Annotated in this window: 23 protein-coding genes; 7 read left to right on the top strand and 16 right to left on the bottom strand. The window is 66.4% G+C overall.

The annotated features are described in order from the left end of the window. Window positions 1-35 precede the first annotated feature (35 nt). The 8 genes from ABL844_RS04250 to ABL844_RS04215 all read right to left on the bottom strand — a co-directional run bounded on the left by ABL844_RS04250 (window position 36) and on the right by ABL844_RS04215 (window position 7,213). Entirely contained in the window at window positions 36-746 is a 711-nt protein-coding gene (locus ABL844_RS04250) for an ABC transporter ATP-binding protein (RefSeq protein ID WP_418130565.1), read from the bottom strand. Then, entirely contained in the window at window positions 743-1,504 is a 762-nt protein-coding gene (locus ABL844_RS04245; RefSeq protein ID WP_369659700.1) for an ABC transporter ATP-binding protein, read from the bottom strand. Before ABL844_RS04245 ends, ABL844_RS04250 begins: the two co-directional genes overlap by 4 nt. Continuing rightward, the gene (locus ABL844_RS04240) at window positions 1,497-2,477 is read right to left on the bottom strand and encodes a branched-chain amino acid ABC transporter permease (RefSeq protein ID WP_418124312.1); all 981 of its coding nucleotides are present in this window, start codon (window positions 2,475-2,477) and stop codon (window positions 1,497-1,499) included. The genes ABL844_RS04245 and ABL844_RS04240 overlap by 8 nt, the downstream gene beginning before the upstream one ends. Continuing rightward, window positions 2,474-3,346 carry a branched-chain amino acid ABC transporter permease gene (locus ABL844_RS04235; protein ID WP_369659702.1) on the bottom strand — a complete coding sequence of 291 codons (873 nt, stop codon included), beginning with the start codon at window positions 3,344-3,346 and terminating at the stop codon, window positions 2,474-2,476. Before ABL844_RS04235 ends, ABL844_RS04240 begins: the two co-directional genes overlap by 4 nt. Before the next feature lie 127 nt (window positions 3,347-3,473). Then, a complete protein-coding gene (locus ABL844_RS04230; RefSeq protein WP_369659703.1) occupies window positions 3,474-4,676 on the bottom strand; it encodes an ABC transporter substrate-binding protein in 1,203 nt (400 codons plus the stop codon). A gap of 19 nt (window positions 4,677-4,695) precedes the next feature. Continuing rightward, on the bottom strand, window positions 4,696-5,475 hold the full coding sequence (locus ABL844_RS04225; RefSeq protein WP_418125830.1) for a GntR family transcriptional regulator: 780 nt from the start codon (window positions 5,473-5,475) through the stop codon (window positions 4,696-4,698). A gap of 108 nt (window positions 5,476-5,583) precedes the next feature. Then, window positions 5,584-6,432: a fumarylacetoacetate hydrolase family protein gene (locus ABL844_RS04220; RefSeq protein WP_126021554.1), complete on the bottom strand. Its 849-nt coding sequence runs from the start codon at window positions 6,430-6,432 to the stop codon at window positions 5,584-5,586. Window positions 6,433-6,457: 25 nt separating this feature from the next. Next, window positions 6,458-7,213 carry an SDR family NAD(P)-dependent oxidoreductase gene (locus tag ABL844_RS04215; protein WP_184634506.1) on the bottom strand — a complete coding sequence of 252 codons (756 nt, stop codon included), beginning with the start codon at window positions 7,211-7,213 and terminating at the stop codon, window positions 6,458-6,460. A gap of 150 nt (window positions 7,214-7,363) precedes the next feature. On the opposite strand from ABL844_RS04215, the gene ABL844_RS04210 reads away from it, so the two are divergent. The 4 genes from ABL844_RS04210 to ABL844_RS04195 are packed head-to-tail and all read left to right on the top strand — an operon-like array spanning window position 7,364 to window position 11,656. Beyond that, window positions 7,364-8,080, top strand: a complete 717-nt coding sequence (locus ABL844_RS04210) for a FadR/GntR family transcriptional regulator (protein ID WP_418119085.1) — start codon at window positions 7,364-7,366, stop codon at window positions 8,078-8,080. A 29-nt stretch (window positions 8,081-8,109) separates the two neighbouring features. Beyond that, on the top strand, window positions 8,110-9,636 hold the full coding sequence (locus ABL844_RS04205) for a UxaA family hydrolase (RefSeq protein WP_369659708.1): 1,527 nt from the start codon (window positions 8,110-8,112) through the stop codon (window positions 9,634-9,636). A gap of 25 nt (window positions 9,637-9,661) precedes the next feature. Next, window positions 9,662-10,594, top strand: coding sequence for an SMP-30/gluconolactonase/LRE family protein (locus ABL844_RS04200; protein WP_418130564.1), 933 nt, complete (start codon window positions 9,662-9,664; stop codon window positions 10,592-10,594). Between the two features lie 3 nt (window positions 10,595-10,597). Then, entirely contained in the window at window positions 10,598-11,656 is a 1,059-nt protein-coding gene (locus tag ABL844_RS04195; protein ID WP_418130563.1) for a malate/lactate/ureidoglycolate dehydrogenase, read from the top strand. Window positions 11,657-11,676: 20 nt separating this feature from the next. On the opposite strand, the gene ABL844_RS04190 is transcribed toward ABL844_RS04195, so the two are convergent. The 4 genes from ABL844_RS04190 to ABL844_RS04175 all read right to left on the bottom strand — a co-directional run bounded on the left by ABL844_RS04190 (window position 11,677) and on the right by ABL844_RS04175 (window position 15,639). Next, window positions 11,677-12,558 (bottom strand): DMT family transporter, encoded by an 882-nt coding sequence (locus tag ABL844_RS04190; RefSeq protein ID WP_418130562.1) that lies wholly within the window; start codon window positions 12,556-12,558, stop codon window positions 11,677-11,679. Between the two features lie 182 nt (window positions 12,559-12,740). After that, complete coding sequence (gene slmA / locus ABL844_RS04185; protein ID WP_126021561.1) at window positions 12,741-13,391, bottom strand: nucleoid occlusion factor SlmA; 651 nt, start codon at window positions 13,389-13,391, stop codon at window positions 12,741-12,743. A 68-nt stretch (window positions 13,392-13,459) separates the two neighbouring features. Further along, on the bottom strand, window positions 13,460-14,353 hold the full coding sequence (gene argB / locus ABL844_RS04180; protein ID WP_093207312.1) for an acetylglutamate kinase: 894 nt from the start codon (window positions 14,351-14,353) through the stop codon (window positions 13,460-13,462). Window positions 14,354-14,541: 188 nt separating this feature from the next. Continuing rightward, window positions 14,542-15,639: a glycosyltransferase family 4 protein gene (locus tag ABL844_RS04175; protein ID WP_126021562.1), complete on the bottom strand. Its 1,098-nt coding sequence runs from the start codon at window positions 15,637-15,639 to the stop codon at window positions 14,542-14,544. A 45-nt stretch (window positions 15,640-15,684) separates the two neighbouring features. On the opposite strand from ABL844_RS04175, the gene ABL844_RS04170 reads away from it, so the two are divergent. Continuing rightward, a complete protein-coding gene (locus tag ABL844_RS04170; RefSeq protein ID WP_418124294.1) occupies window positions 15,685-16,434 on the top strand; it encodes a glycosyltransferase family 2 protein in 750 nt (249 codons plus the stop codon). Window positions 16,435-16,455: 21 nt separating this feature from the next. Here ABL844_RS04170 and ABL844_RS04165 read toward each other — a convergent pair whose 3' ends face one another. Next, the gene (locus ABL844_RS04165; RefSeq protein WP_418130561.1) at window positions 16,456-17,439 is read right to left on the bottom strand and encodes a glycosyltransferase family 2 protein; all 984 of its coding nucleotides are present in this window, start codon (window positions 17,437-17,439) and stop codon (window positions 16,456-16,458) included. Continuing rightward, window positions 17,439-19,310: a glycosyltransferase family 2 protein gene (locus tag ABL844_RS04160; protein WP_418130560.1), complete on the bottom strand. Its 1,872-nt coding sequence runs from the start codon at window positions 19,308-19,310 to the stop codon at window positions 17,439-17,441. Before ABL844_RS04160 ends, ABL844_RS04165 begins: the two co-directional genes overlap by 1 nt. A gap of 329 nt (window positions 19,311-19,639) precedes the next feature. On the opposite strand from ABL844_RS04160, the gene ABL844_RS04155 reads away from it, so the two are divergent. Further along, window positions 19,640-20,443, top strand: coding sequence for an ABC transporter permease (locus ABL844_RS04155; protein ID WP_418130559.1), 804 nt, complete (start codon window positions 19,640-19,642; stop codon window positions 20,441-20,443). Between the two features lie 3 nt (window positions 20,444-20,446). Beyond that, on the top strand, window positions 20,447-21,148 hold the full coding sequence (locus ABL844_RS04150; protein ID WP_184634486.1) for an ABC transporter ATP-binding protein: 702 nt from the start codon (window positions 20,447-20,449) through the stop codon (window positions 21,146-21,148). A gap of 10 nt (window positions 21,149-21,158) precedes the next feature. Here the strand turns inward: ABL844_RS04150 and ABL844_RS04145 are convergent, their stop codons facing one another. Together ABL844_RS04145 and ABL844_RS04140 are read right to left on the bottom strand one after the other, a co-directional pair. Then, the gene (locus ABL844_RS04145) at window positions 21,159-22,328 is read right to left on the bottom strand and encodes a glycosyltransferase (RefSeq protein WP_418130558.1); all 1,170 of its coding nucleotides are present in this window, start codon (window positions 22,326-22,328) and stop codon (window positions 21,159-21,161) included. Beyond that, window positions 22,329-23,681: a hypothetical protein gene (locus ABL844_RS04140; protein WP_418130557.1), complete on the bottom strand. Its 1,353-nt coding sequence runs from the start codon at window positions 23,679-23,681 to the stop codon at window positions 22,329-22,331. Window positions 23,682-23,811 lie beyond the last annotated feature (130 nt).

The raw sequence follows: 23,811 nt of genomic DNA, 5'->3' as shown, positions 1-23,811 counted from the left end.
GGGGTTTCCTTGTTGTCTCGTTGTTCTTCGGCGCATCACAGGCCCAGGTAGGCGCGCCGCAGTTCGTCGCTTTGCAGCAGCTCGTCGGGCTTGCCCGAGAAGCGCACGCTGCCGTTCTCCAGCACGTAGGCGCGGTCTGCGATCTCCAGCGACTGGCCCACGTTCTGCTCGACCAGCAGCACTGCGAGGCCGCCGTCGCGCAACTCGCGGATCAGCGTGAACATCTCCTCCACCAGCAGCGGCGAGAGGCCGAGCGAAGGCTCGTCGAGGATCAGCAGCACCGGCTCGGCCATGAGCCCGCGCGCGATGGCCAGCATCTGCTGCTCGCCGCCGCTCATGGTGCCGGCGTGCTGGTCGATGCGCTCGCGCAGGCGCGGGAAGATGTGGAACATCTTCTCGAGGTTGGCCGCACGCCGCTCGCGGGCGCGGGTGAAGGAGCCGAGTTCGAGGTTCTCGAGCACGCTGAGGTTGGGGAACACCTTGCGTCCCTCGGGCACCTGGATGAGGCCGGCCTTCACCACCTCGCGGTAGTGCGCGCCCGTGAGGTCGCGCCCGTCGAAGCGCACGCTGCCGCTCCACGTGGGCACGAGGCCGCAGACCATCTTGTTGAGCGTGGACTTGCCCGCGCCGTTGCTGCCGAGCAGCGCGACCATCTCGCCGGCATTCACCTGCAGGTCGACGCCGCGCAGCACTTCGACGCGGCCGTAGCCGCCGCGCAATCCGCGGATTTCAAGCAGCGGGTTCATGCGGCAGCTCCCGCGGCCGCCTTGCGCAGGCGCGCCGCCGTGCCGTGGCCCAGGTAGGCCTCGACCACGCGCTCGTCGGAGGTCACCTGCGCCGGGTTGCCCTCGGCGATCAGCCGGCCCTGCGCCAGCACCCACACGTGCTCGGCCAGGTTCATCACGGCCTGCATGACGTGTTCGATCATCAGCACGGTCACGCCGCTGTCGGCGATGCCGCGAACCACCGGCATCATCTCGGCGATCTCCTGGGGGTTGAGGCCTGCGAGCACTTCGTCGAGCAGCAACAGGCGGGGCCGCGTGGCGAGCGCGCGGGCGAGTTCGAGCCGCTTGCGGCCGGCCACGGTGAGGTCGGAGGCCGGCTTGTCGAGCTGCGGCGCCAGGCCCACGCGCAGCGCCACCGCCTCGGCGCTGGCCAGCGCCTGGGCGCGGCTGCGCTCGTGCAGGTGCGCGCCCACGGCGATGTTCTCGCGCACGGTCTGCGCGGCGAAGGGCTTCACGATCTGGAAGGTGCGCGTCATGCCGAGCACGGCGTTGCGGTGCGGCTCGCGGCCGGTGATGTCGTGGCCCGCGAAGCGCACGGTGCCGGTATCGGGCTTGAGGAAGCCCGACATCAGCGCGAACAGCGTCGTCTTGCCCGCGCCGTTGGGGCCGATCAGCGCCGTGAGGCTGCCTTCCTTCACCGCCAGGCTCACGCCCTGCACGGCCTTCAGGCCGCCGAAGGAGCGCGAGATGTTGTCGAGTTTCAACAGGGGCTCATTCATCGCGGCCTCCCTTCGCCTTCCACAGCTGCCGCACCGACAGCCCCAGGCCCGCCACGCCGCGCGGCAGGAAGATCACGATGAGCACCAGCACCGTGCCGTAGATGACCATATTGATGCCCGGCAGCTCGCCGAACAGGTTGCGCGTGAAGTCCGACAGCAGGTGCAGCACCACCGCGCCCAGCACCGGCCCCCACAGCGTGCCCATGCCGCCCACGATGGCGGCGACCAGCGCCTCCACCGAGGTGACCGAGCCGTAGGCGATGCCCGCGTCGATGTACTGGAACACCTGCACGTAGAAGGCGCCGGCCGCGCCCATGAAGGCTGCCGACAGGCCGATGGCCGCGAGCTTGACGCGGAACGGGTTCACGCCCACGGCGCGTGCGGCGTCCTCGTTGTCGCGCACGGCCTGCAGGTAGGCGCCGAAGCGGCCGTTGCGCAGCCACCAGGTCACCAGCAGCGCCACGACCACCATCGCCAGCACCACCCACATGTAGCCGGCACGCGAGGCGAACTGCATGTTCGCCACCGATTCGCGCAGCGGCACCATCAGGCCCACGCCGCCGCCGGTGAACGAGACCGAGGTCGCGAGGATGCGGAACACCTCCGCGAAGGCCAGCGTGACGAGCGCGAAGTACGAGCCCTTCAGGCCGTAGCGGAAGGTCAGCGCGCCGACGAACAGGCCCACCAGCGCGCTGCCCGCGATGGCCAGCGGCAGCGCGACCCACGCGTTGATGCCGCCCTGCAGCTGCGCGATGGCCTGGATGTACGCGCCCGTACCGAAGAACAGCGCATGCCCGAACGAGAACTGCCCGCCGAAGCCGCCGAGAATGTTCCAGGCCTGCGCGATCAGCGTGGCGTACAGCGCCATCATCACGAAGTTGAGCATCACGCCAGACTGGGTGAAGAACGGCACGCAGCCGACGACGGCCGCGAAGAGCACGATGCCCGCAAGTTGCTTCACGCCCGCGCTCATGCCTTGGCTCCGAACATGCCCTGCGGGCGGAACAGCACGACGCCGATGAAGATCGCGAAGATCCCGATCTGCCCGAGCGATTCGCCCAGGTAGAGCCCGCCGAGCGACTCGACCACGCCGATCAGGAAGCCGCCGACGAGCGCGCCCACAAAGCTGCCCATGCCGCCCAGCACCACGATGGTGAAGGCCACGAGCACGAAGCCGCTGCCCACCTGCGGGTTGACGTAGTACGCAGGCAGCAGGAAGCAGGCCGCGGCACCCAGGCATGCGAGGCCGATGCCGAAGCTCATCGCGTAGACGTGGTCGACGTCGATCCCCATGAGCTTGGCGCCCTCCTCCTCCTTGGCCACCGCGCGGATGGCGCGGCCCAGATCGGTGCGGCCCATGATCCAGAACAGGATGCCCGACACCGCCAGAGCACCGGCGAAGGCGACCAGCTTGGGCACGGCGATCATCGCGGGCCCGATGGCCACGGTGCTCAGCGAGTAGGCGGTGTCGATGCTGCGCGTGTCCGACTTGAAGAACAGCAGCGCCAGGTTCTCCATCACGATGGCGATGCCGAGCGTGGCCAGCAGGATGTTCTCGTCCTTGCCATGGCCCGCACGGTTGATGACCACGCGCTGCAGCGCATAGCCGAGCGCGAACATGCCAGCAACGGCGATGGGCAGCGCCAGGTAGGGATCGATGCCCCAGCGCTCCTTGAGGAAGTACACCGCGTAGAGCGCCAGCATCAGGCTCGCGCCGTGGGCGAAGTTGATGATGTGCAGCACGCCGTAGATCAGCGTGAGCCCCACCGCGATCAGCGCGTACACGGCGCCGGTCGTGAGTCCGTTCAGGACCGACGGGAAGAGGATGGTGATGTCTGGCATTGGCTGTCGGGGGCTGGGCCGCTTTCCTGGCTGTGCGTCTTGCGTGGGCGTGCCGCTTCACCGGACTCCGTGCATGCCCGGAATCCGTCGAAGCGCTTCATGGGTGGTGCCTCTTCTCGGCCCGGCTTCAGGCCTTCAGCGGGAAGACCGGCTCGACCTCGCGGTAGTCGCGCGGGATGATGACCTTGATGTCGTTCTTCACCACCTGCGTCATGAGCGGCTGCGCGCCTTCGTTCTGGCCGTTGACGAACCGCGTGGGGCCGTACGGCATGATGTGGTTGGAGAAGGTGCTCTTCTCCAGCGCGTCGATGATGGCCGCGCGCTCGGCGGACTTCGCGCGCTCGATGGCATCGGCCAGCAGCCACATCGCGGTGTAGGTCATGAACACCTCGTAGCTGAAGAACTGGCCCTTGGCCTCCACGCGCTTGCGCAGCTCCTGCGAGCGCTTGTCCTTCGGATTGAACCAGTGGTTGCAGTCGATGATGCCGTTGGCAGCGTCCGGAAACTCCTTCACGAACTTGTAGCTCGACGCGGCGCCGCCCAGCACCGAGAAGATCGCCTTGGGCACCACCTTCTGCTGCTGCATGGTGCGCACCAGCAGCGCGTATTCGTTGTAGTAGTTGGCGGGAATCACGATGTCGGGGTTGACCGACTTCATGCGCAGCACGATGTTGTTGAAGTCGCGCGTGGGGTTGGCGTGCTTCACCACCTCCTTCACCTCGAAGCCGTAGCCCGGCAGCTCGCGCGAGAGCAGCTGCGCGGTGCCGGCGCCGAACAGCGACTCCTCGTGGATGATCATCACCGTCTTGGCGGGGCTGCCGGCGGCCTTGTTGAGCACCAGCAGGTTGGCCATGGCCACCTCGGTCGACTTCTTGTACCCGGGCCCGAAGCGGAAGGTGTTCTTCAGCCCGCGCTCGACGATCTGGTCGGCCACGCCCACGTCGACCACGTGCGGCAGGTTGTACTTGGCCGCGGCCTGCGTGGTGGCCAGGCAGATGGCGGAAGCGAAGGCGCCCACGATGGCCGACACGCCGGCCTCGTTCATCTTCTCGACCTCGGCGGCGCCGGCCTGCGGCTGCGACTGCGCGTCGCCCAGCAGGGCCTCGAGCTTCGCGCCGCCGAGCGACTTGATGCCGCCTCCGGCGTTGATGTCCTCGATGGCCATGAGCGCGCCCAGGCGGCACTGCTGGCCCGAATAGGCCAGCGCCCCGGTGACCGGGTGCAGCACGCCCACCTTGACGGTCTTGGGCTGTGCGCCAGCCACGAGCGGGAAGGCGACGGCGGTGGCCAGCGCGGCCGAGCGGGACACGAAACTGCGGCGGTTCTGCATGGGGCTTTCCTTTTTCTCTTCAGTTGAACTGGGCTGACACGTCCTTGCTGACCCACACCTTCGCGTCGATGCTGCCCACGCGGGAAAGCTGCATCTCGTAGGTGTAGCGGTCGGGGCGGTAGAAGCCGTGCAGCCACTGCACGGGCCGCTCGTCCTCGTCGTAGATCAGGCGGCGCACCGCGAGCAGGGCCGAGCCGACGGAGACGTCGAGGTGCTGGGCGAGCACGTTGTCGGCCAGCCGGGCGGAGATGGTCTGGTGGGCGCGCCCCACCTTCACGCCCGACTCCTCCAGCAGCACCAGGATGGGCTTCTTCGACAGCTCGCGCCGACCGAAGCGGCGCGCGATGGTGTCGGGCACGTAGGTCGTGATGTGCGAGAGCGGCCCCTCCTTGGTGGAGCGCACGCGCACCGCCTTCTGCACCGCATCGCCGAGCTGGAGCTGCAGCGCCTCGGCCACCTGGGTGGATGCCGTGATGGTGGCCACCTCGATCACCTTGACCGAGGTGTGCAGGCCCATGGTGACGAGGTTCTCGAGCAGGCCGCGCAGGTTGGCGCGCTCCATGCCTCTGGTGCCCGGGCCTTCACCGCCGGCCGGCGGCACCGCGCGCGTGCGGCGCCCGGGATTGCGTTCGATGAGCCCTTCGGAAGCCAGCTGCTCGAGTGCGCGGCGCACGGTGACGCGCGCCACGTTGAACTGCCCCATCAGCGCCAGTTCGCCGGGAAGGCCCTCCGCAAAGCGGCCTTCGTGCAACTGCTCGCGCAGCACCAGATAGATCTGGTGGTATTTCGGCAAGGGCATCTGCGACATGCCGTTGATGGTTTTGCAGTTTTAATGTTCTGTCAATAGGACATTTGAAGCCGCAAAAAAGGCGCCGGAGGCGCCTTCATCGAAACTGGCGGCAGGAGCTCAGAGCTTGAAGGGAATCACTTCCTGGCGCTGGTCGCCCAGGCCTTCGATGCCCAGCGTCATCACGTCGCCCTTCTTCAGGAAGAGCGGCGGCTTCATGCCCATGCCCACGCCGGGGGGCGTGCCGGTGGTGATGATGTCGCCCGGCATCAGCGTCATGAACTGGCTCACGTAGCTCACGATCTTGGCCACGGTGAAGATCATGGTCTTCGTGTTGCCGGTCTGCACGCGCTTGCCGTTCAGGTCGAGCCACATCGAGAGCTTCTGCGGGTTGGGCACGTCGTCGCGTGTCACCAGCCAGGGGCCGATGGGGCCGAAGGTGTCGCAGCCCTTGCCCTTGTCCCAGGTACCGCCGCGCTCGATCTGGTATTCGCGCTCGCTGATGTCGTTGATGGTGCAGTAGCCGGCCACGTAGTCGAGCGCGCTCTTCTGCGGCACGTAGCGCGCGCGGGTGCCGATGACCACGCCGAGCTCGACTTCCCAGTCGGTCTTGACCGAGCCCTTGGGCAGCATCACCGGGTCGTTCGGGCCCTGCACGCAGCTGTTGGCCTTGGTGAACACCACCGGCTCCTTGGGCACCGGCAGGCCGGATTCGGCCGCGTGGTCCGCGTAGTTCAGGCCGATGGCGATGAACTTGCCCACGTTCGCCACCGGGCAGCCGAAGCGCGGCTTGCCCTTGACCAGCGGCAGCTTGTCGACCTTCTGCTTGCGCAGCTTGGCGAGCGCGGCGTCGCCGAGCTGCTCGGGGCCGATGTCCTTGACGACGGCGCTGAGGTCGCGCAGCTGGCCGTTGTCATCGATGAGGCCGGGCTTTTCCTTGCCGGGGTTGCCGTAGCGGACGAGTTTCATGCTTTCCTTTCAGTGCATTGATTGATCAGTAGGTGGAGCGGCCACCGGAGAGGTCGAAGACCGCGCCGGTGGAGAACGAGCAATCTTCCGTGCAGAGCCAGCCGACCATCGCGGCCACCTCTTCCACGGTGCCGAAGCGGCCCATGGGAATCTTCGAGAGCATGAAGGCGATGTGCTCCGGCGTCATCTGGTCGAAGATGGCCGTCTTCACCGCCGCGGGCGTCACGCAATTCACGCGGATGCCGGTGTCGGCCAGTTCCTTGCCGAGCGACTTGGTCAGGCCGATGACGGCCGCCTTGCTCGCGCTGTAGGCGCTGGCGTTGGGGTTGCCTTCCTTGCCGGCCACCGAGGCGATGTTGACGATGCGGCCATAGCCCCGGTCGCCCTGCCTGCGCATCTGCGCCACCACCTCGCGGCAGCACAGGAACACGCCGTTGATGTTGACTTCCATCACCTGGCGCCAGTCGTCCACCGGGTACTCCCACAGCTTGGTGTTGGGGCCGGTGATGCCGGCGCTGTTGACCAGCGCGTCGATGCGCGGCGCGTGCGCCATCGTGTCGGCTACCGCCCTGGCGACCGAGGACTGCTGCGAAACGTCGACCTTCAGCGCGAAGGCCCTGCCGCCGAGCGATTCGGCGGCCTTTGCGGCGGCGGCTTCATCGCGGTCCCACAACGTGACGCTGCCGCCCGAGGCGACCAGCCGCTGCGCGATGCCGAAGCCCAGGCCCGTGGCGCCGCCGGTGACGACCGCGTGGCGGCCGTTGAAGTCGAGCTGGTTCAATGGGGTCGTCTCCTCGGCCATGTCCTCGGGTTTGGCCCGATGATGGTGCGGGCGATCTGGCGTATTCTGAATTGGCCTGACCACTTGGCCAATTCAGGACAACCCTTAACCGCTTTTTTCCTCCCCCTTCGCGTCCTCCCGCCCTCCTCCGTGCCGCTCCAGACCCTCGAACCCCAGCGCCTCTATCGCCAGATTGCCGAACAGTTGCGCGAGCTCATCGGCAAGGGCGAATTCGCGGTGGGCGCGCGCATTCCCGCCGAGCGCGACCTTGCCCGGCAGCTGGGCGTGAGCCGGCCGTCGGTGCGCGAGGCGCTGATCGCGCTGGAGGTGGAGGGCTGGGTCGAGGTGCGCACCGGCTCGGGCGTGTACGTGCTCGACCGCTCGAGCCGCACGCCTGCGCCGCCCAATGGCGCTGCGGGCATCGAATGGGGACCGCTCGAAATCATCCGCGCGCGCCGCATGGTGGAGGGCGAGACCGCCGCCACCGCGGCCCTGCAAGGCAAGCGCAAGGACGTGGACGCCATGCGCCGCGCGATCCGGATGATGCGCGAGCTGGCCGCGCGCAACGAGGTGCCGCACGAGGGCGACCGCGCCTTCCACCTGGCCATCGTCAACGCCTGCGACAACGTGGTGCTGACCGAGACGGTACAAGGCTTCTGGGAGTCGCGGCACGGGCCGATCTTCGCCCGGATGATCGATTACTTCGAGACCATGGAGTCGTGGCAGGTCGCCATCGGCGAGCACGAGCTGATCCTCGAGGCCATCGCCGCGCGCGACCCGGCCGCCGCTCGAAGCGCCATGCACGAACACATGGACAAGTTCCACCAGCGGTTCAGCGCGAGCTGGCGCCGCACCAAGGCTTCCTGAACCCCGAGGACCCGAGGAAGAACACCACGATGACTCCCTACATCCGACTCCATCCCGCCGACGACGTCGTCATCGCGCGCTCCCAGCTGCTCGGCGGCACCGCCGTCGAAGGCGTGGCCGTGCGCGGGCTGATTCCGCCGGGCCACAAGATCGCGATGCGCGACATCGCGCAGGGCGAGCCCGTGCGCCGCTACAACCAGATCATCGGCTTCGCGAGCCGCCCCATCGCCGCCGGCGAGCACGTGCACACGCAGAACCTCGACATGGGCCCCGACAAGGGCGACTTCGAACGCGACTACGCCTTCGGCGCCGACGTGAAGCCCGCCCCCACCAAGCGCGAAGCCACCTTCATGGGCATCAGGCGCGCCGACGGCCGCGTGGCCACGCGCAACTACATCGGCGTGCTGACCAGCGTGAACTGCTCGGCCACGGCCGCGCGCGCCATCGCCGACCACTTCTCTCGCAAGACCAATCCGCAGGCGCTGGCGGCCTTTCCGAACGTGGACGGCGTGATCGCGCTCACGCACGGCACCGGCTGCGGCATGGACACGCAGGGCATGGGCATGCAGATCCTGGAGCGCACGCTCACGGGCTATGCCACGCACCCGAACTTCGCGGGCGTGCTGGTGGTCGGCCTCGGCTGCGAGGCCAACCAGATCAACGCCTGGCTCGCGACCGGCCACCTGGCCGAGGGCGAGAACTTCCGCACCTTCAACATCCAGGACACGGGCGGCACGCGCAAGACGGTCGAGAAGGGCGTGGCGCTCATCAACGAAATGCTGCCGCGCGCCAACGCGGTGAAGCGCGAGCCCTGCAGCGCGGCGCACATCACGATCGGGCTGCAGTGCGGCGGCTCCGACGGCTACTCGGGCATCAGCGCCAACCCGGCGCTCGGCGCGGCGGTCGACCTGCTGGTGGCGCACGGCGGCACGGCCATCCTCAGCGAAACGCCCGAGGTGTACGGCGCCGAGCATCTGCTCACGCGCCGCGCGGTGAAGCGCGAAGTCGGCCAGAAGCTGGTGGACCGCATCAAGTGGTGGGAGCACTACACCGCCATCAACGAAGGCGAGATGAACAACAACCCCTCGCCGGGCAACAAGGCCGGCGGGCTCACCACCATCCTCGAGAAGTCGCTGGGCGCGGTCGCCAAGGGCGGCACCAGCAACCTCGAGGCGGTGTACGAATACGCCGAGCCCGTCACCGCACACGGCTTCGTCTACATGGACACGCCGGGCTACGACCCGGTGAGCGCCACCGGCCAGGTCGCCGGCGGCGCCAACCTGATCTGCTTCACCACCGGGCGCGGCTCGGCCTACGGCTGCGCGCCCTCGCCTTCGCTCAAGCTCGCGACCAACTCGGCGCTGTGGCAGCGCCAGGAGGAAGACATGGACATCAACTGCGGCGAGATCGTGGACGGCACCGCGTCGATTCAGGAGATGGGCCAGCGCATCTTCGAGCTGGTGCTGGCAACCGCATCGGGCGCGCACTCGAAGAGCGAGCAGCACGGCTACGGCCAGAACGAGTTCGTGCCGTGGCAGGTCGGCGCGGTGATGTGAATTGAACCCATCGACGAGGAACGGCATGGCGACTCTCCCCTTCGGCTTCCTGGAAGGCACCGGTTTCGAACAATTGGACCCGCGCTTCAAGGGCTGCATTCCGGGCCCGGAGCGCGTGCAGCGCCTGTGGACCGGCGCGCGCTGGTGCGAGGGCCCCGCGTGGTTCGCCGCGCACCGCACGCTGGTGTGGTCGGACATCCCGAACAACCGCATGCTGCGCTTCGACGAAGTCAACGGCACGGTGGGCACCTTTCGCGAGCCATCGGACAACACCAACGGCAACACGGTCGACCGCCAGGGCCGGCTGGTGAGCTGCGAGCACCTCACGCGGCGCGTGACGCGCACCGAGCACGACGGCACGGTCACCGTGCTGGCCTCGCACTGGAAGGGCAAGCGGCTCAATTCGCCCAACGACGTGGTGGTGCACTCGGACGGCGCCGTGTGGTTCACCGACCCGAGCTACGGCATCCTCTCCGACTACGAAGGCCTGAAGGCCGAAAGCGAGATCGGCGCCTGCCATGTCTACCGCATCGATCCGCGAAGCGGCGAAGTGGAACTCATGGCCGACGACTTCGTGAAGCCCAACGGGCTGGCGTTCTCGCCGGACGAATCGCTCCTGTACATCGCCGACACGGGAGCCAGCCATGCGGCGGACGGTCCCCGGCACATCCGAAAATTCAAGCTCGGAGCCGATGGCCGCACCTTGAGCGGCGGCGAGGTCTTCGCCGAGTGCACCAGCGGCATGTTCGACGGCTTCCGCCTCGACACCGAAGGCCGCATCTGGACCAGCGCGCTCGACGGCGTGCACGCCTACCACCCCGACGGCACGCTGCTGGGCAAGATCCTGCTGCCCGAGCGCGTGGCCAACGTCTGCTTCGGCGGCCCGAAGCGCAACCGCCTCTTCATCTGCGCGACCACGTCGCTCTACGCCATCACGCTGAACGCGAAAGGAGCCTGATCCATGTCCCATACGCTCAAGGCCGACCACCTGCAGGCCACCGTCGCCCGCATCCTCGAAGCCGCGGGCAGCTCGCCCGCCGAGGCCCGGCAGGTGGCGGCCAACCTGGTGCTTGCCAACCTGAGCGGGCACGATTCGCATGGCGTGGGCATGCTGCCTCGATATGTCGACGCAGTGGCCGAGGGCGGCCTGAAGCCGAACGCCGCGGTGCGCGTGAACCTCGACATCGGCACGCTGATGGGCCTGGACGGCCAGCACGGCTACGGCCAGATCGTCGGCGTGCAGGCGATGGAACTGGGCATCGCGCGGGCGAAGCAGCACGGCAGCTGCATCTTCACGCTGGCGCATGCGCACCATCTGGGGCGCATCGGTCACTTCGCGGAAATGGCGACGGCGCAGGGGCTGGTGTCGATGCACTTCGTCAACGTGCTCTCGCGGCCGGTGGTCGCGCCCTGGGGCGGCGGCGACGGGCGCTTCGGCACCAACCCGTGCTGCATCGGCATTCCGCTCGCAGGCGCGGAGCCCTTCGTGCTCGACTACGCGACCAGCCGCGTGGCGCAGGGCAAGATGCGCGTGGCGCACAACAAGGGCGAGCGTGTGCCCGACGGCTACCTGATCGACGAAAAAGGCGCGCCCACCAACGACCCCGGCGTGGTGGTGGTGCCGCAGGGCAACGGCCTCTTCGGCGCGCTCATGACCTTCGGCGAGCACAAGGGCTACGGCATGGCCGTGGCCTGCGAGCTGCTCGGCGGCGCGCTCACCGGCGGCGGCACCTGGCATCGGCAGGCGGACACGGCGCGCACCGTGCTCAACGGCATGCTCACGGTGCTGATTGACCCGGCGAAGCTGGGCACGCAGGAATCCTTCGACGAGGAAGCCCGCGAGTTCGTCGCCTGGCTGCGGCAGAGCCCGCCCGGGCAGGGCTTCGAAGAAGTGCAGATCGCGGGCGAGCCGGAGCGCAAGGCGCGCGTGGCGCGTCGCAAGGACGGGATCTGGGTGGACGATGCGACCTGGGGGGAGATCGTCGCGGCGGGCGCGAAGGTGGGCGTGCAGGTCTCGTAGCCCCTGGCCGGCCATCCAGCCTAAGGACGGGCGCTTCGCGCCTTCTGGCCGAGCACGAGCGCGATGCCGCCCAGGATTGCCACGGAGGCCGCCGCCAGCCGCGGCGTGATCGCCTCCGACAGGAACAGCACGCCGCCGAACGCCGCCAGCAGCGGCACCGACAGCTGCACGGTGGCCGCGCGCATGGCGCCGAGGCGGCTCAGGGCCGCGTACCAGACCACGTAGCCGAGCCCTGAGGTCAGCGCACCGGAGGCGACAGCGAGCACGAGCCCGGTCGCGTCCGCGCGGGCGCTGGCCGCGAACACGAGGCTCAGCGCCAGTGCGAGCGGCACCGCACGCGTGAAGTTGCGCGCGGTGGCAGCCAGCGGATCGGCCACCCCACGGCCGCGCAGCGAATACACGCCCCAGGCCACGCCAGCGACCGCCATCAGCGCGGCGCCCAGCAGCGGCGGCGCGGCAATGCCCGGCAGCACCAGGTAGACGAGCCCGCCCGCCGCCATCGCGAAGCCGAGCCATGCGAGCGCCCCGAAGCGCTCGGTGCCGGAGCGCAGGCCCACGCCGAACATCGTCAGCTGGACCGCGCCGAACAGGATCAGCGCACCCGTGCCCGCCGGCAGGCTGAGGTAGGCGAAGGAGAAGAAGGCAACGTAGCCGAACAGCATGACGGCCGCCAGCCAGTCCACGCGAGCCGGCGAGGCCTGCGGCTGCGCCCTGAAGCGCACGATGAGCCCCAGCATGAGCGCTCCCGCCACGAGCCTGACGCTGCCGAAGCTCGCGGGGTCGATGCCCTTGTGCTGCAACGCGAGCCGGCACAGCAGGGAGTTGGCCGCGAATGCGAGCATGGCCACCGTCGTGAGGAGGATGGTCCGCAGACCTTGGGGAGCACTCGCCGCGTCAGGCATGCTCGCACACCCGCCACAGGCGGGGCTCCATCGGACCGACCGTGCCATGGCTCATGCGCCCTCCGTCGAGGCAATCGGGGCAAACATCGGCTCGCCACCTGGGCTGGCGGCGAGTGGCTGGACGATGCTACTCCGCCCGAGAGCTCGAGGCGAGCCGGCCAGGGCCCCTGCAGGGTACCCCGTCAGACGATCAGCGCGATCGTCGCTTCCAGGTGCTCGGACGGCGCGCGGCGGAAGCCCGAGCGCGCGAAGCGCTGCAGCTGCCCCACCACGAAGGCCGTGAGCGCCGCGGCGCGCACCTGGGCGTCGACGCTGGGCGTGGCCGAGCCGTCGGCCGCGGCGGCGCCGCGCAGCACCTGGCGCAGCGTGGATTCGATCTTGTCGAAGAACTGGTTCATGCGCTGCTGCAGGCGCTCGTTCTCGTAGACCAGCGCGTCGCCCACCATGACGCGGGTCATGCCGGGGTTGCGTTCGGCGAACTGCACGAGCAGCGTGAGGATGCGGGCGGCCTGCTGGGCACCGGTGGCGCCCTCGCGCTCGAGGATCTGGTTGACGAGCGTGAAGACGCTCTGCTCGATGAAATCGATCAGGCCCTCGAACATCTGGGCCTTGCTCGCGAAATGGCGATAGAGCGCAGCTTCACTCACTTCGAGCCGTGCGGCCAGCGCGGCGGTGGTGACCCGCTCTGCGCCCGGCTGCTCCAGCATGGAGGCGAGCGCCTGCAGGATCTGCACGCGCCGCTCGCCCGGCTTGGGGCGCTTGCGCGCCGGGGGAGTGGTCGTTTCCGCAGGAGTCTCTACGCCGGAAGCACTGGTCGTCTCTTCGTTCTGCATGGGAGCGCGTGCAAAGATGTAATCAATTGATTCTCGCACAGCGCAGTGAGCACGCGCCCACGCCGGGCTCAACGGGCGCGGATCATCGTCCCGTAGGCCTGGTCGGTCAGGATCTCCAGCAGCATCGCGTGCGGCACGCGGCCGTCGATGATGTGCACCGCGTTCACGCCGCTCTTGGCCGCGTCGAGCGCGCCTTCGATCTTGGGCAGCATGCCACCGGAGATGGTGCCGTCGGCGAACAGGTCGTCGATCTCGCGCGCGCTCAGGTTGGTGAGCAGCTTGCCGTCCTTGTCGAGCACGCCGGGCGTGTTGGTCAGCAGCATGAGCTTCTCGGCCTTGAGCACGGTGGCGAGCTTGCCGGCGACGACGTCGGCGTTGATGTTGTAGCTCTCGTTCTCCTCGCCGAAGCCGATGGGGCTGACCACCGGGATGAAGGCGTCGTCCTGCAGCGCCTTGACCACGCTGGGGTCGATGGAGACGATGTCGCCGACCTGGCCCACGTCGTGGTGCAGGTTGGGATCGTTGCGGTCGGCCATCTTGAGCTTCTGCGCGCGGATCAGGCCGCCGTCGCGGCCGGTCAGGCCCACGGCCTTGCCGCCGGCCTGGTTGATCAGGCCGACGATGTCCTGCTGCACCTCGCCGGCCAGCACCCATTCGACGACTTCCATGGTCTCGGCGTCGGTCACGCGCATGCCCTGGATGAAGCTGCCCTTCTTGCCCAGGCGGTTCAGCGCCGCCTCGATCTGCGGGCCGCCGCCGTGCACCACCACCGGGTTCATGCCCACCAGCTTGAGCAGCACCACGTCTTCGGCGAAGTCGGCCTGCAGCGCCGGGTCGGTCATGGCGTTGCCGCCGTACTTGATGACGATGGTCTTGCCGTGGAACTTGCGGATGTACGGCAGCGCCTGGGCCAGGATCTCGGCCTTGTCGCGCGGGGGGATGTTGAGGACGGGGTCGGTCATGGGCGGTCAGGCTCCGAAGCGGTGGACGATCAGGTGAGGCTCAAATTCTCGCGCAATCCCGGTGACAGCCGACTGACTGACTTCGCGGGAAACACCGTGGAACCGGCTTTGCCGGGCCACCGGTGTTGCCCCATGCAAGGGGGGTGGCGCAGCGACACGAAGTGCGCGAAGCCTGGGGGTGTGCCTGTTCATGGCCGCAGCCAGCGGGGGACCTTGAAGCGCACGATCATCAGGTACGCCCCGACATAGGTCGTCACGAACAGCAGGCAGAAGAACATCAGCACGATCGTGTTGTTCCAGAACAGCACCGCCGGCACCACCGACAGGGCCGCGAACATCCACAGGTAGGGCGAGGTGCGGTTGTTGCGCGCCAGCAGCTGGCGGGCCTCGTCGTCCGCGAAGGCCACGCGCACGATGCGGCGGAAGATCAGCTGGTGGAAGTGCAGCGCGTCGGCCGTGCCCGGCGACTGCCCGCGCGCCAGCTTGCGGTAGATGGAGAACAGCGTCTCCCACACCGGGTAGATCAGCAACAGCATCGGGAACCACGGCGACACCACGCGATGGCGCTGCACCAGCGTCACGCAGGCCACGGCGATCACCATGCCCCAGACGTAGGCACCGCCGTCGCCGGCGAATATCTTGCCGCGCGGGTAGTTCCACACCAGGAAGCCGAAGGTGGCGCCGACCAGGCAGACCACCATGGCCGCCAGCTGCCGGTCGCCGACCTGCAGCGCCACGTGCGAGATTGCCAGACAGACCAGCACGGCGACCGTGCCCGCGAGCCCGTTGTAGCCGTCGATGATGTTGAAGGCATGCGGCAGGCCGCCGATCGCCAGGGCCGCGAAGAGCACGGTGGCATAGGGAACCATCGCCAGCCAGCCGTCGACCGTCTCGAAGCCGGTGCGCGCCACGCCCAGCCCCAGAAGCCAGCACACCAGCAGCGCAGAGCCGATGGTCAACCCCAGCCGGTAGCGCACCTTCACGCGCTGGGTGACGTCCTCGACGATGCCGCCGAGCACCGCGGGCAGGATGCACACCAGCGTGAGCATCGAGGTCGTGACCGGCCAGGAGACGTTGAACGGGTCGGTGCCGGTGATGCCGGCGGCCAGCCAGGCCACGCCCATGCCCATCAGGATGCCCGCGCCGCCCAGGCGCGGCACGTGGCCCTTGTGGAAGCGCTGGGGCATGTCGGCGCCGTAGATGCGGGCATGCCGCCGCGCACGTCGCATGAACACCTGGACCGAGAAGGCGGCGACGAAGAAACTGATGACGATCAGAGCAATCATGTGTGGGGTTTGGGGAACCCTAGAATTCCCGGGCGAAATTAGACCATGCCCACGCCCCCCTCCTCCCGCCCTCCCATCACCATTTCGATCGTGAGCCACGGTCAGCTCGCGCTGGTGCTGCCGCTGCTGGAGCAGTTGGACAGGCACAGCCGCGCCGTCATCGACAAGGTTTTGCTTACATTGAACATCCCCGAAGCCGACCTGCTTGCGGGCCGAACCTGGGGCTTCGCGGTGGAGCGGATCGAGAACGCGAGCCCCAAGGGCTTCGGCGCCAATCACAACCAGGCCTTCGAACGCTGCGGCACCGAGTGGTTCCTGGTGCTCAACCCCGACATCCGCTTCGACAACGACGTGCTGTCGCCACTGCTCGCGCAGGCCGCGACGGACGCCGGCCTGCTGACGCCGCGCATCCTGGAGCCCGGCAAGACGGAGCCTGAACCGCACCGGGCACTGCTGACGCCGCTGGAAATCGTCGGAAGAAAGAAGCCCGGCTACGTGCGACCGACGGTGCCGGCATGGATTCCAGGCCTGTTCATGCTCTTTCGCAGCAAGGCCTACCGGCAGGTCGGCGGCTTCGACGAGAAGTTCTTCATGTACGGCGAGGACTTCGACATCTGCGCCCGCACCCGCCTGGCGGGCTGGAAGCTGCAGGTGGGCGAGAACCTGCTCGCCCGGCACGACGCGCAGCGCGAGAGCCACCGCAGCAGGAAGTACCTGTACTGGCACGTGACCAGCCTGCTGAAGGTGTGGCTGTCGGCCTCGTTCTGGCGATACCTGCGACTGCAGGGCCGCTAGCCGGCCCTTCAGCCGGGACGGTCAGCCGCGCTCGAAAACGTCCTGCACGATGGCCTGCTTGCCACGGCCGAAGCGTTCATAGCGGCCGCGCGCGGCCTCCAGGAGGATCGGGAGCACGCGCAGCGGACGCGCCGCCGGCAACTCGGCCCTGAACCGCTGGTGCGCAACCTTGGCGCGCTGCGCATCCAGGCAGCCCGGCCGTACCCGGTCGCCGAGCTGCTGCAGCCGCTGCAACAGCGCCTCGGCCCGCCGCAGCCGCGCCACATGCTTGTCGCCCCGCTCCACGAAAGCCTTCGCCACCTTCTCGGACAGCGTCAGCCGACGCGCGCCGATCTGGTTGTTGCCGTGCTGGCGGTAGTCGATGGTCGGCTCGGGCAGCACGTCCATGCGGCCCGTGGCAGCGGCAATAGCGGCGAGCCACTCGTCGTGCACCCACTCGGGCGAGAACGGCAGCGCCGCATCGAGCAGGCTCCTGCGGAACACCGTCGTCGCACCGGTCACCAGATTGCGGCGCAGCAGCACGCCAAAGGCCTCGCCGCCCGCAATGGCCTGCAACTCGGCCGGCTGCACCTCGAGCGCATGGAAGAGCGTGGAGCCCAGCGACTTCAGATCGCCGTCGACCAGGCGTGCGTCGGTATGCAGCAGCAGCAGATCGGGCCGCGCCTCGAACTGCGCCACCATGCGCGCCAGCCGCCCGGGGTGCCAGACGTCGTCCTGGTCGCACAGCGCGATGAGGTCGTGGCTGCAGGCGCGCACCGCCTGCTCGAAATTGCGCGTGACGCCCAGCGGCGGGGAGTTGCTGAGCGCGCGCAGCGCGATGCGGTCGGCAACGCCGCACTGGGCGAGGGTGTCGCGCACCACCGCCAGCGTGTCGTCGGTGGAGCCGTCGTCGGACACGACGATCTCTTGCGGCAGCGGCTCCTGCGCGCAGATGCTGCTCAGCTGCTCGGGGAGATAGCGTGCGCCGTTGCGGGTGCAGAGGGCGACGGAGACTTGGAGGGGCATCAGACCGGAGCCAGCCGAGGGGGCCAGGCGTAGCTGAAGTCCTCGCGCTCGAGCATGAGGTTGGGGCTGTAGGCCGGGTCGTTCTCCAGCACAGCCCCCCATCGGCGCTTCATGTAGTCCACGTCCTCCAGATAGGGGGCACTGGCTGGTTCGCCAGCCTTTCTTGCACGCGCGGCTGCGTCCCTGTGGTCGAGCAGCTCTGCATAAGGCGTCCAAAGGGTGCGCAGGCCGGCCTCTGCCAGGCGCAGGCAGAAATCAACATCGGCAAACGCCTCTTTCAGATGGTTTCCATCGAGGCCGCCCACCGCAAGATAACGATCCTTGCGGATAACCAGGCAGGCCGAGCTGACAGCCGAGAGCGACTGAATCAGCGCGGCGCGGCCTCCATAGCCTTCACGCCCCGCGGGCATTCCGCGATGCGAGCACCCGGCTATGCCGTCCACCCCCAGGCCCAGGATGATGCCGGCGTGAGTCAGGATCCGGCGGCGGTCCATGAGGCGCGCACCGACCGCTCCGACGCCGGGCTGCAACGCCAGGCTGGCCATTTCGACCAGCCACTCGGGCGACAGGACTTCGAGGCGGTCATCGATCAGTGCGACCACCTCTCCCATTGCACCCTCGACCGCCGCATTGCACAACGCGGCCGCGCCTTGCCGCCGAGCATGCCTGAGCACGCGCACGTTCTTCATCTTTGCCAGCGTATCGAGGCAGGCCTGGGCTGCAGTATCGTCCGAGGCGTTGTCTGCCACGACGATCTCGTAGTGGGGGTAGGAGGTCTTCGCGAGGATCGAGTCCACGCATCTGCGCAAGGACGCCGCGGCATTTCGCGTGGGGATGACCAGCGACACCAACGGCGGCGCATCCGGCAACGCATAGTGCACCCGGTAGCCGAAGCCGATGTGCTCCGCCCGCGCGCGGGTCTGCGTACGCTCGAAATGCTCGTTGAGCGCGCGCTCGCCGGCCACCACGGCATAGGGCTTGGCGTCCATCGACTTCGCGGTGCTCTCTGCATGCACGCGCCAGTGGTAGAGCACCCTCGGGATGTGGCGCACCTGCCTGGGCTCGATGCGTTCCATGCATCGAATGACAAGGTCCCAGTCCTGCGAGCCTTCCAGCCCCAGCCGGAAGCCGCCCACGGCGCGAACGAGATCCGTCGAAAGCACGCCCAGGTGGCTGAACATGTTCTGCGAGCGGAAAAGATCGGGGTTCCAGTCGCACTTGAAGTACGGGCCCGAGCGGGTCAGGGACTCGTCGATCTTGTCCTCGTCGGAGTAGATCAACTGCACATCGGGATGCCTGGCGATGCAGTCGGCCACCCAGAACAGGGCATCCGCCGGCAGCAGGTCGTCATGGTCCATCAGGGCGATCCACGTGCCCGAGACCAGTTCGAGCGCGCTGTTCGAAGAGGCGGAGATATGCCCGTTCTTGGGCCGGAACACGACCTTGATGCGTGGGTCGCTGTCCGCGTAGGACTTCAGGATGGCCCGCACCTCCTGCGAGGGCGATGCATCGTCTGCGATGCACAGCTCCCAGTTCGGATAGATCTGCGCCCGCACCGACTCGATCGCCTCTCGCAACCACGCCGGGTTGGGGTTGTACGAGGGCATGAGCACGGAAATCAACGGCTTGTCGGCCATGGAGGCCACACGCTCGGCCAGCCGGGCACTCTCCGCCGCGGTCAGCGTGTCATGCTCACGAACCCAGCGCGGATAGTCGTTGAAGCCCGTGACGCGCCGCCCGAGCTCCCACTTGATGCCCCGCCAGCCCGCCTTCCGGAACATCCGCCAAGCACGCTGGAGCCGCCCGCCCACACCGGGGGTTCTCCAGAGCACGGTAAGGAAGAAGTCGAAGAGCCGAGATACAGATTTCATAGACGACTTGCCGGCAGGGCGGCAAGGAGGGAACCTTTTTGCGGGATGGGAGCCGTACAGCCGGCTCGAAGGAGGAGCAAGGCCCGGAGTGCGCCAGCGGGCGATTATCTTCGCTTCCCTTCTGCCACCCCGTGGCGGCGTCTCCGCGTCGTCAGAGACATAGCCCGTTCACCTCGCCCGGTAAAATCTCACGGATCACACAAAGGACAAGAAATGAGGCCGCCCCGGGCGCCCCTGCAAGACACTCGTGCTTGGCCGGTGGCAGCCCGGAACCGTTCGGACGAAGACGCCACTGAGCGCACTTCCGCCGCAGTCTCGCATCGATTCACATGAGCCAAGTTCACTCCAACCTTCACCGCAGCGCGTGGGCCGACTGGTGGGAAGGCACACGCCGCACGGACATCTGGTGGACCCTCGCCTGGTTCGACATCGTTTTGCGCTACAGGCGCTCCATGCTCGGCCCGATCTGGCTCACGCTGAGCATGGGCGTCATGATCGGCGGCATGGGGCCGCTGTACGCATCGCTCTTCGGCACGCAGCTGGACAGGTTCTTTCCCCACCTCGCGCTCGGCGTGATCTTCTGGGGCCTGTTCTCCACCATAGTCACCGATGCCTGCAATGCCTTCGTGGGGTCGTCCAACTACCTGAAGCAAGGCTACTTTCCGATCAGCCTGTTCGTGTGGCGGGCTCTGGCGCGCAACCTGATCCAGTTCGCCCACCAGATCGTGCTCTACATACCCGTGGCACTCTGGGCCGGCATCTCGCTTTCGTGGTCGGTTCTTCTGGTCATTCCCGCTTTCCTCATCCTGGTGGTCAACGCGCACGCACTCGGGCTGTTGCTGGGACTCATCTGCACCCGCTACCGCGATGTGACCCAGATCGTCACCAGCGTCATGCAGATGCTGATGTTCCTGACTCCCGTGTTCTGGCTGCCCGAGAACCTTCCTGGTCGCGCCAAATACGTCCTGTGGAATCCTTTCGCACAGATGCTCGACCTGTTGCGCACTCCACTGATGGGTGGCGAAGCCCATCTCCACAGCTGGATCGGCATCGGCTTCTGGACCGTGCTGTGCCTCTCCGTTGCGAGCATGCTGTTCGTCAAATACCGCCGCCGCGTCGTCTACTGGCTCTGATCCATGGCATTCATTTCACTCAAGAACGTTTCGGTCAGCTTTCCGATCTACGGCGCGGGCTCGGCGTCCCTCAAGAAGACGATCGCGGCTTCGGTCACCGGCGGACGCTTCGGCAAGGAAACAGGGGTCACTGTGGTGCAGGCGCTCAGCGGCCTGAACATCGAATTGAAAAGCGGCGACCGGCTCGGCCTGATCGGCCACAACGGTGCAGGCAAGTCCACGCTGCTGCGTACGCTGGCGGGCGTCTATGAACCGTCTTCGGGCGAGCTGACCCGCCAGGGCACGGTGGCCAGCCTGATCGACCCCGCCCTCGGCATCGAAATGGACGCGACCGGCGTCGAGAACATCATGCTTCGCGGTCTCGTGATGGGTATGAGCAAGAAAGAGATCGATCGGCTCACGCCCGACATCTGCGAGTTCAGTGGCCTGGGCGAATACGTCAACATGCCCGTTCGCACCTACTCGACCGGCATGATGATGCGCTTGGCATTCTCGATCTCGACCAGCGTCGAAGCCGACATCCTGCTGATGGACGAATGGCTCTCCGTCGGCGACGCGGCCTTCACGGAAAAGGCCGAGCAGCGCATGCGGGACGTGGTATCGAAGTCCGGCATTCTGGTGCTGGCATCTCACTCGCCCGAGCTGATTGCCAAGGAATGCAATCGGGTGATTCACCTTGAGCACGGACGGATCGTCGAGCGCTGACGGACCAGGCTCAGGCCAGCTGCAACGCGTTGAGGATGGTTTCGCGCTGGTGCTGCCAGCCGAATTTGCGCAGCGCATCCTCACGCGCCCGCGTGGCCATCGATGCGTAGACCTCGGTACTCTGGTCGATCGCTCGAAGAATCGATTCAGTCCATTCATGGGCCTTCGACAGGTAGCCAGTTTCTCCATCGCTGATGGCGCGGCGGTAGGTGAAGCTGGGTGACGCGATGCTCAAAGTTCCAACGCTTGCTGCCTCGAAGTATTTCAACTCCGACTTGCAGTCTGTGAAGGCGTTGGATTGCAGCGGCATGAGGTTGAACTCCACTGTGCCCAGCAAGCGCTGCAGATTCACGTAATCATGGAACGGTTGGCGGGTGACGCGGTGACCGAACTCGCGCATTGCGGGTCCGTGGTCTATGTAGCCGACAACCATCACTTCGACATTCGGCCTCTCAGCGAGCACGTCGGCGAGAGCAGGCTCGACGATTGCATAGTCGAGTCGATGAGACGGCGAGCCACTGAAATATCCTAGGGTGACCTTTCCATCTCCCGAAAAGCCCACACGCTCCTTGGCCGCAAAAACCCTCTCTGCGAGATCGAGCTGCTCCTTGTTCATGAAGTTCGGAACGACCGCCACTTGCAGGCCGGAGCAATTCTCGATCTTCTGTGCAAGAAACGCGTTGGTCGTGATGGCCCCATCGCACAGCCTGAGCGTCTGATTCATGCGGGCGATCATCGCGAACCAGTCGTCCCAGACCCCCTTTTGCGTAACGTCCAGACCTAAGGTGGCCACGACCAGGTGCGCATAGTCTAGGTCGACCACCAAGTCATCGACGTCAAACAGCACACGTTTGCCGCGCGCCCGGAACTTGGTGATCAAGCCATTCACCTCATGGCAATAACGTGATCGACAGATCACCAGCAGGTCGGCTGCGTCAGCGATCTCGTCGAAGCGATCGCGGTCTGCCAGAAAGAAATAGCTGGCGGATACTTGGCTGCCAACGGGCTCGTTGAGCACCTGTGCCATGTTGTATGCGCGGTAGCGGAAGGTGCTGTTGTTGGGCTCTTCGTAAAAATAGGCCACACGAACTCTGGCACGCTGAAGCGTCGCCAGCCGACCGGGGAGAGACTGGAGCCACGGGTCGATGTAAGAAATAGCGGAAATGTTCAGTGCGAACATTTAGGGTTCCGTCACAAGTGCCTGGAGGGTTCCCTCCAACGATCGGGCCCAATCTCTGCTCAAACCATTGGCAGCGAAATTACGCCTACGTGCTTCTTTGTCCTGCGCAAGCACTACACCCGCACCAAGCGCATCGACAAGCGCCTCCGTTTCGAGTTCGGAACAAATAATGTTTTGCGAATAGTTGGACAAATCCTGTTTGTTCGCGAACTTATTGGTCACTACCACTGAGCCGCTCGCCGCGAGGTCGAACGGGGGATAACTGGGATGAGGCGTGCACATCAGGCACAGCCCCAGATCGATCGTTCCAGCAAGATCGGCATACGCTTTCCAATCCAGACCTTCGCACTGTGTGGGCAAGTAGCCGTCGCCGAACGTCACCTTGGGAATATCTTTGCCGACCAAGAATATTTCCCAGCAATCAAGGTCCAGGATGCCTCTGTTTATTGCCCGATCGATGACTTCCAGGCCAATATGAAAGAGATTGCGTGGATTGTTCGGCCGCGCATAGAAGAACAAGCGCTTCTTGCCACCAGGCTCTCGTTGGCGCTCATGGAACAACGACTTTGGAAACGCGGGCTCGAACCAGAGCCCATTGCGTTTCAGCTGCTCCATGCCGTTGGCGACCAGGTGATCGAACAGAAGTTGAGTGTTGACCACGAACCGAATGTCTTGGCAGCGCAGGATCCATTCGCATTGAACCCGCTCTTCTCCGAACGGGTAGAACATCCGTTCGTCCTCTTGAAGGAGATAGATGATCGACGTGTGCGGGACACTAGGCAGCACGGCGGCCGTAGTCCACCACGATGTAGTGACGAATGTCTCGTCCGCACCGATGTCAAGACCTATGGCACGAGCAGTGGTTGATCCAGACTCGGAAACGCTGCTGGAAACTGGGGCAAAGGCAAACTGGATCTCATGGAGCAGTTGGATTCCGTAGGCGCTCAGGATCTGCGAAGCGTTCTTCGGCGATGGCGCCTCCGTCCGCGTCACGATCCGTAAGGTTGCGTTTCTTCGATTTGCCAACTGGGCAGCGAATAGCAAAGCAGTGCCAACACCGCCAAAGAGGCTCCCACTACCGATGCTGTCGGTAACGAGGCTGATGCGCGGTCGCGACGGCTTTGGAATCAGATAGGTTGGGAGCGGCTGAAGATTGGGAAACCGCAAACGAGCAATTTCGTCGACGGTTCCCGGTGGTCCAGACACCCCCGCGATCACTGATCCCGCAGGGATTCTGTTGAGCACTGGTCGTCCTGCAACCGCAGCTCCAAGCTTTGCGCGAAAGAGTCGCACCGTTGCCATGACTCCGTTCTCTTTGAAGAACGCCAGAAGCCGTCGCAGGCGCACCCTCATTTGTCTTCTTCCTCAAATACTGAGGTGGATCGCTCGACACGTGACTCGAGAAAAATATTCATCGTGGATTCCGCTGTAGTTGTAGATTATCCGCGACGACACGGGGAAGCCTTGTGATGAGTTCCACGAT

The sequence above is a fragment of the Variovorax sp. 278MFTsu5.1 genome, from assembly GCF_048305045.1.
Taxonomy (GTDB): Bacteria; Pseudomonadota; Gammaproteobacteria; order Burkholderiales; family Burkholderiaceae_C; genus Variovorax; species Variovorax guangxiensis.
Note: the sequence above shows the minus strand (reverse complement) of the source record. Positions and strands in the feature narration are given on the sequence as shown.

Bases quoted from the DNA above. Each gene is read 5' to 3' on its own strand.
- argB (WP_093207312.1), bottom strand. From the start codon at position 14,353: ATGACCGACCCCGTCCTCAACATCCCCCCGCGCGACAAGGCCGAGATC.
- ABL844_RS04245 (WP_369659700.1), bottom strand. From the start codon at position 1,504: ATGAATGAGCCCCTGTTGAAACTCGACAACATCTCGCGCTCCTTCGGC.
- ABL844_RS04160 (WP_418130560.1), bottom strand. From the start codon at position 19,310: ATGAAATCTGTATCTCGGCTCTTCGACTTCTTCCTTACCGTGCTCTGG.
- ABL844_RS04240 (WP_418124312.1), bottom strand. From the start codon at position 2,477: ATGAGCGCGGGCGTGAAGCAACTTGCGGGCATCGTGCTCTTCGCGGCC.
- ABL844_RS04235 (WP_369659702.1), bottom strand. From the start codon at position 3,346: ATGCCAGACATCACCATCCTCTTCCCGTCGGTCCTGAACGGACTCACG.
- ABL844_RS04200 (WP_418130564.1), top strand. From the start codon at position 9,662: ATGGCGACTCTCCCCTTCGGCTTCCTGGAAGGCACCGGTTTCGAACAA.
- ABL844_RS04250 (WP_418130565.1), bottom strand. From the start codon at position 746: ATGAACCCGCTGCTTGAAATCCGCGGATTGCGCGGCGGCTACGGCCGC.
- slmA (WP_126021561.1), bottom strand. From the start codon at position 13,391: ATGCAGAACGAAGAGACGACCAGTGCTTCCGGCGTAGAGACTCCTGCG.
- ABL844_RS04155 (WP_418130559.1), top strand. From the start codon at position 19,640: ATGAGCCAAGTTCACTCCAACCTTCACCGCAGCGCGTGGGCCGACTGG.
- ABL844_RS04175 (WP_126021562.1), bottom strand. From the start codon at position 15,639: ATGATTGCTCTGATCGTCATCAGTTTCTTCGTCGCCGCCTTCTCGGTC.
- ABL844_RS04150 (WP_184634486.1), top strand. From the start codon at position 20,447: ATGGCATTCATTTCACTCAAGAACGTTTCGGTCAGCTTTCCGATCTAC.
- ABL844_RS04165 (WP_418130561.1), bottom strand. From the start codon at position 17,439: ATGCCCCTCCAAGTCTCCGTCGCCCTCTGCACCCGCAACGGCGCACGC.
- ABL844_RS04220 (WP_126021554.1), bottom strand. From the start codon at position 6,432: ATGAAACTCGTCCGCTACGGCAACCCCGGCAAGGAAAAGCCCGGCCTC.
- ABL844_RS04170 (WP_418124294.1), top strand. From the start codon at position 15,685: ATGCCCACGCCCCCCTCCTCCCGCCCTCCCATCACCATTTCGATCGTG.
- ABL844_RS04140 (WP_418130557.1), bottom strand. From the start codon at position 23,681: ATGAGGGTGCGCCTGCGACGGCTTCTGGCGTTCTTCAAAGAGAACGGA.
- ABL844_RS04205 (WP_369659708.1), top strand. From the start codon at position 8,110: ATGACTCCCTACATCCGACTCCATCCCGCCGACGACGTCGTCATCGCG.
- ABL844_RS04230 (WP_369659703.1), bottom strand. From the start codon at position 4,676: ATGCAGAACCGCCGCAGTTTCGTGTCCCGCTCGGCCGCGCTGGCCACC.
- ABL844_RS04190 (WP_418130562.1), bottom strand. From the start codon at position 12,558: ATGCCTGACGCGGCGAGTGCTCCCCAAGGTCTGCGGACCATCCTCCTC.
- ABL844_RS04195 (WP_418130563.1), top strand. From the start codon at position 10,598: ATGTCCCATACGCTCAAGGCCGACCACCTGCAGGCCACCGTCGCCCGC.
- ABL844_RS04225 (WP_418125830.1), bottom strand. From the start codon at position 5,475: ATGCCCTTGCCGAAATACCACCAGATCTATCTGGTGCTGCGCGAGCAG.
- ABL844_RS04145 (WP_418130558.1), bottom strand. From the start codon at position 22,328: ATGTTCGCACTGAACATTTCCGCTATTTCTTACATCGACCCGTGGCTC.